Below are 6,368 nucleotides of genomic sequence, written 5' to 3'. Positions count from 1 at the left end.
CGATCGTCGAACCGCCGGTTGGAGAAGAGTGAGCGGTCCGGCCCGCTTCCCCCTCGAGCGGAAAACCTCGAGAACTCTGGCACGCCCGATCGTCGAACCGCCGGTTGGAGAAAAGTGAGCGGTCCGGCCCGCTTCCCGCGGAACGGAAAACATCGAGAAGTCTGGCACGCTCGATCGTCGAACCGCCGGTTGGAGAACGGTGGAGACGGACTCGTGGCGCCGGGGCCGGCTGGTTCGTGCACTCGTGCGGGGCACCATTTCGGATTGCTGCACTCGTTGGGTGCACCGAAGCTCCTGGGATCGGCCACAGTCACACAGAGCCAACCTTTCTATAAAGAATAGGAAGATTCGTGCCGGCGGGAAAATCAGCGGCTCGCGGTCTCGGTGGTCAGCGCATCGAAGCAAAACCGAGGAGTGTCAACGTTGGTGACAAAGAGTGTCGCCGTCGTTGACAGTCGACTGGCGTAAGGGGCATGCAACCAGGCGGGACTGCTCGGGCGGCAGGAGAGGTAGGCCGGAAGCGTGTGCGGGCGGGACGAGCGTGGGCGGGGCTAGCGGCGGGCGCCGTAGTGGGCCAGCAGCGAATCGACCGGGCCTGCGTCGGTCCCCCAGGCGAGCTGCATCGGCGTCTCGCCCCCACGAGTCCGCGTGCGGGGATCGGCGCCGGCCTCGAGAAGCGCCGCCACGACTCCTGCCTGCGTTTGCGCCGACGCCACGTGCAGCGGGGTGTAACCCGACTCGTCCCGAGCGTCCACGGTGGCGTGGAACTCGAGGAGCAACCTGGCCATCTCTACGTCTCCCTCGTACGCGGCGATGTGCAGCGGCCTCCGCCGGGTGCGGTCCGCTGCATCAGGGTCGGCGCCCTTCTGCAGCAGCATTCGTGCAATCGCGACCTGGTGAGTGGACGCCACTTCATGGAGCACGGTTCGTCCCAGCGAGGTGCGTTCGTTCGGCGGCACGCCGAGGGCGAGCAGCATGCGGGTGGCCTCGGGGTGCTTGGCGTCCACGGCCCGGGCCAGAGCGGAGCGCCCATCCGTACTCTGGGCGCCGGGATCGGCACCGTGCGCCAGCATCAGGGCCATGGAGACGGTGTCTCCCGCCATCGCGGCGAACACCATGGGGGTGCTGCCATCGTCGTCCCGGGCATTGGGCTCGGCACCGGATTCGAGGAGCATGCGCACGAGGCTCGTATCCGTTTCGGTGCGACCGCCGGGACAAACCGCCACGTGCAAGGGTGTGAACTTCAGGTAGCCCACCGCATTCGGGTTGCCGCCGTGGTCGAGGAGCGTCCGCGCTGCGCGCGGGGCGCGCATGAAGGTGGCGCTGTGGAGAGGCGTGTCGCCGCCGGCGGCAGCCACGTTCGGGTCGAATCCAGCCTCGAGGAGCTCTTCGACGATCTCGACATGGTCGTACATCGCTGCCAGATGCAGAAGCGTTCGACCGTGATCGTCGTGCATGTCCATGCGGGCGCTGTGGGTCAGCAAAAGATGGAACACCTCGGCATTGCCCCAGCGAACTGCGATGCCGAGAGGCGTGACCCCCCCACCGTCCTTGGCGTCCACCGGAGCTCCGGCGTCGAGCAGCATTTCGACCACCACCGGACTGCCGCCCCAGGCGGCGCGGTGCAGCGCGGTCATGCCGACGGGATCGCGATAGGTGACCCGACGGGGATCGTCAGCGAGGAGTGTCCGCACCAGGGTCGTGTCGGCGGCGAGGGCAGCGTCGAAGATCGGGTCAGCGCGGACGAACTGCGCGTCGGCCTGCCTCTCGCCAGCGCGCCGTTGCAGCGCGTGCAGCTCGCGCACAGCGTCGCGGGTCTGCTCCCAGCGCTCGCAAGCTGTCAGAGTGGCCACGAAGCCGACCACGAGAACGAGAGAGCGGCGGGCGCGGGAAGGCAGGGCAGGCGGCCGCTCCTTGGCTGGGCGAGAGCAGCAGCTCGATAGCGAGGGAGTCCTCCGCCTGAAGGTTAACGAGCGGCGACACATGCAGGCAGCATCTCAATGGCTTGGGACGGGAGCCGTCTCGGGCTCGAAAACTTCTCCAGGGGGACAGCCGACGCCGGGAGGCGCGGGCTGCTGGTACATGTTCTCGACGGAGCTCGCGTACTTCCGCACCACGACGTCGCGCTTGACCTTCATGGTTGGCGTCACCTCGCCGCTCTCGATCTGCAGCTCCTGATCCAGGAGACAAAAGCGCTTGATGCGTTCGAAAGGTGCCAGGCTGGTGTTCACCTGCGCGACGAGGCTCTCGTAGAGCTGCAGGATCTGCGGCGTCCGCAGGAGCTCGGCGTCGCTGCCCGTGAGAGCCAAACTCGCGGCGTGTTCTCGCAGCGCCGCGAATTGTGGCACCAACAAGGCGCTGATGTACTTGCGTCCGTCTCCGACGAGAATGGCTTCGGCGATGAAGCGGAGGGCCTTCAACCGCGCTTCGATGGGTTGCGGCGCCACGTTCTTGCCACCGGAAGTGATCAGCAGATCCTTCTTGCGATCGGTGACGCACAGGTAGCCTTCGGCATCGATCCGGCCCACGTCGCCGGTGTGGAACCAACCGTCCGTCAGGGCCTGCGCGCTCTCCTTGGGCATCCCCCAGTAGCCACGCATGACGTTGGGTCCCCGCGCCAGGATCTCGCCATCCTCGGCGATGCGCACCTCGACGCCGTCCAGCGGCGGGCCCACGGTGCCGAGGCGCGGACGCTCCAGCGGGTTCACCGTGATGACCGGCGAGGTTTCGGTGAGGCCGTAGCCTTCCAGGATGAGGAGCCCGGCGGCATGGAAGAACTCGGCGATGGGCGGCGAGAGCGGTGCGCCGCCGGAAATCATGAAGCGCAAACGCCCACCCACGCGCTGGCGCAGCTTGGAGAAGACGAGCTTGTCCGCCACGGCGTTCTGCAACGCCAGCCAGGGGAGGACGCGCCTTCCCTCCTGCTGGGCCCGCACGCGGCGGCGGCCCACCTCCACGGCCCAGGTGAAGAGCTGGCGCCGTAGAGCCGAACCGGCAGCCGCGGTGGTCTGCACACGGGAGTACATCTTCTCGTACAGGCGCGGCACGCTGACCAGGATCGTCGGTCGCACTTCGAGGAGATTCTGCGGCACCGTCTCGACGCTTTCGGCGTAGGCGATGGTGACCCCTGCGTACCACATGGTGAAATGGCCGCCCATGCGCTCGAAGATGTGCGACAGCGGCAAGAAGGAGAGGCAGCTGTCGCTAGGGCTGAGGGTGAGGCGGCGGAGCACGCTCAACACGTTGGAGACGAGATTGGCGTGGGTGAGCATCGCCCCCTTGGGGAGGCCGGTGGTACCCGAGGTGTAGATGATCGTCGCCAAGGCATCTGGGGTCACAGCCCGCCAGACACGCTCGAAGCTCTTGGGATCGTGCAGCGAGGCGCCGCGAGTTTCGAAGTCGCGCCAGCCGCTCGCTGAGCGTGGCGCGGTGTCCGACGCACCCGCCGGTGCGTTGGCCCCGGCAGGCAGATCGTCGAAGACCACGGCGTGGTGCAAGCGGGGGAGTTGCCCGCGGCCACCGAGCTTCGCCAGCTGCTCGGCGTCGGAAACGAAAGCCAACAGCGCGTCCGAATCTCCGAGGATGTGTTGCACCGCCGTCGCCGGCAGCGTCGGATACACTGGCACCGTCACCGCGCCGCAGTGGAGGATGGCGTAATCGGCGATCGCCCATTCGATGCGGTTGGGGGAGACGATGGCGACCCGGTCGCCCGGCTGCACGCCGACCTTGCGCAGGGCCGCCGCCACCGCCTGGACTCGGTCGGCGAATTCCCTGGAGCCGAGGGCTCGGTAGCGCCCGCCGGATTTCGCGAGGAAGGCGCGCTCCCGCGGCCGGCTGGCGAGGGAGTCCTGGAAGAGCTCGCAGATTGTTCTGGGTTCGCGCATGCGCCCTCCGCCTGCACCATCAGCATACGCTGTACCACGCCCTGACACCCGTGTCAGGACCGGCGCGGGCGCGGGCGTGGGCGCCGGCGCGGATGGGCGCGCTGGCGGCGTTGTGGGCGCCGGGGGCGCCGGGAATCGGCGGGTGCCACATCGGCTCTCCAGTCACGTGCTGGCCGCCGCGACGGGACCGCCTTCGCCGCCGCGAAGTGCTCGAAACTCGCCGGAACGAGCGGCAGGCGCTCGCCGGCACGAACCAGCCAGCGCCCCGAGCCAGGCGGCAGGATGGTGCCGATCGCGTGGAGCGGGAAGCCGGGCAGGGCCAGGCGGCCGCGCCGCACCGACTCGAACCGCGCCGCAGGCAGCGTGCACAGGAGCTCGTAGGACTCGCCGCCATGCAGAACCCAGTGGCGCGGGTCGGTGCGCAAGTTTCTTCCGGCACGAGCGAGCGCTGCCGACACCGGCAGCGCTTCCCAGTGCATCTCCACATCGACGCCGCTCGCGTCACACAGGTGCAAGACATCGGTGCTGATGCCGTCGCTCACGTCGATCGCCGCGGTGGCGCCGAGAGCCGCGAGGGCGGCACCCGCTTGCAAGCGCGGTTCCGGGGCGAGGAAGCGCTGCACCAACGCGCCTCGGCGTCCGGCGCCGCGCTGGAGGAGCGCGAGGCCGGCGGCGCTGTCACCCGGCGAACCGGTCACGGCGACAAGGTCTCCCGGGCGCGCGCCGGAGCGGCGCAGCAAGTCCTCGCGACGGACGCGACCGGCGACGGTCACGTCGACAGCGAGGCATTCCGAGCGGGCGATGTTGCCGCCGACGATGGTGGTGCCTGCAGCGCGGAAGCGATCGGCGAGGCCGCGCATCACGCCGTCGAAGAAGGATGCGGGCAAGCGCGGTGGCAGGAGGAGCGACACGAGCGCCAGGCGCGCCGCTCCTCCCATCGCCGCGATGTCACTCAAGTTCACCGCCGCGGCACGGCGCCCGAGCGCGTACGCATCCAGCCAGCGACGCTCGAAGTGCGTGCCCTCGCACTGGACATCGCAGCTCAACAACCAGAGCTCGCCGGCGCCGACATCGACGACGGCGGCGTCGTCGGCTCCGGCTCCCGCCAGCACCCAGCGCGGCTTTCCGGGCAGCAGGGTGGCGAGGCGGTGGAGCAATCCGCTTTCTCCGACGCCTGTCAGGAGCGGCTCCCGGCTTGGGCGTGGTCGCTTTCGTGTCAGGCGCCGCGGCATGTCGACCTCGCGTGTGGTATGGTCAAAATTCGGTGGAGCGCCGTGACGGTGCTGCCGGGCTTCCACCCACCGCACCCGCCAGGGGGTGATTCCAGGCGGAGCGCGAAACCCGCGCAGCGCACCAGCCGACCGGGCGAGGCGGCCCAGCCGCCACCCCACGAGCCGAGCCCGCCTTATGGTAGGCTCTGGACGAGCCCGGTCACACTGCTTCGCACGCCCCCGGAGCCCACCGGCAGGCCTGGCCATTCCAGTCCCCCTCGCCTGGACCGCCTGGGATTCTGGCCGGGCTCGAAACTATGAATCCTCCACCGCATGAGACTTGCGCAGGCGAGTCTCGCCGCGCGGATCCTTCGCCGTCCCACGTGACGCTGGCCCACAGCCTGCTGCTGCGTCTGGGAACGGGTGTGCTTCCGGGGAAGTTGGTCCCGGCCTCGGGATGGCCAGTGCTGCGCTCTTGGCGGCCTCTGCCCCACGTCTGGCAGGAGACCCGAGCCAACCTCTCCCGTCCGCGGCGGGCGCTCCTGGCCGGCCTGATCACCCTAGCAGTCGTGCTGATGGTGGCGATCGGCTGGGAACTCCGCACCTCCCGGCTGCAGGCGAGGTTCTTCTCCCGCCGCGCCGAGCACCTCACTTGGCAGGTGGACAAAGGCCCGAGCGCGGTAGCCCTGAGCGGGCCACGGGGGCCGTACGACCTCCGGCATGGCTACGCCCGGCTCCACGACCTGCAGGGTCGGCTCGAGTCGAGCGGCTTCCGGGTGACGCGCCAAGCGCAGCCGTCGCTAGAGCTGCAGCAGCTGGTGGCGCAAGGGATCGCCCCGCCCTTCGTGGAGAAGAACGACGCGGGCCTGCAGATTCTCGACAGCCGTTCGCGGACGCTCTTCGACGGCCGGCGCACGCTGACCACCTTCCGCGACTTTGTCGACATCCCGCCCCTCGTGGTCCGGTCGCTCCTGTTCGTGGAAGACCGCAACTTGCTCGACGATTCACGCCCGCGCTTGAACCCCGCACTCGAGTGGGATCGTCTGTTGCTCTCCGGCTGGCGCTACGTGCTGGACAGCATCTTCGACACGGGCAACACCTCGGGCGGCAGCACGCTGGCGACGCAGGTGCAGAAGTTCCGCCATTCGCCGGGCGGGCGCACCTCGGGTGTGAACGACAAGTTGCACCAGATGTTGGGCGCTTCCTACGCCGCCTACCGTACCGGCGAGGACACGCGGCAGGCCCGCCGGCAGATCGTGCTCGATTACGTGAA

General features: G+C 69.0%; 4 protein-coding genes. 1 reads left to right on the top strand and 3 read right to left on the bottom strand.

What is annotated here, in order from left to right:
• Positions 1-551 precede the first annotated feature (551 nt).
• From VFE28_06870 to thiL, 3 genes are all read right to left on the bottom strand, one after another.
• Complete coding sequence (locus VFE28_06870; protein ID HZM15708.1) at positions 552-1,853, bottom strand: ankyrin repeat domain-containing protein; 1,302 nt, start codon at positions 1,851-1,853, stop codon at positions 552-554.
• A 144-nt stretch (positions 1,854-1,997) separates the two neighbouring features.
• On the bottom strand, positions 1,998-3,884 hold the full coding sequence (locus VFE28_06865) for a long-chain fatty acid--CoA ligase (GenBank protein HZM15707.1): 1,887 nt from the start codon (positions 3,882-3,884) through the stop codon (positions 1,998-2,000).
• Between the two features lie 53 nt (positions 3,885-3,937).
• On the bottom strand, positions 3,938-5,041 hold the full coding sequence (gene thiL, locus VFE28_06860) for a thiamine-phosphate kinase (protein HZM15706.1): 1,104 nt from the start codon (positions 5,039-5,041) through the stop codon (positions 3,938-3,940).
• Between the two features lie 518 nt (positions 5,042-5,559).
• Between thiL and VFE28_06855 the strand changes: the two genes are divergently transcribed.
• On the top strand, positions 5,560-6,368 hold an 809-nt coding region (locus tag VFE28_06855; GenBank protein ID HZM15705.1), incomplete at its 3' end, for a transglycosylase domain-containing protein.

Source organism: Candidatus Krumholzibacteriia bacterium, assembly GCA_035649275.1.
In the GTDB taxonomy this organism is placed as follows: Bacteria; Krumholzibacteriota; Krumholzibacteriia.
Note: the sequence above shows the minus strand (reverse complement) of the source record. Positions and strands in the feature narration are given on the sequence as shown.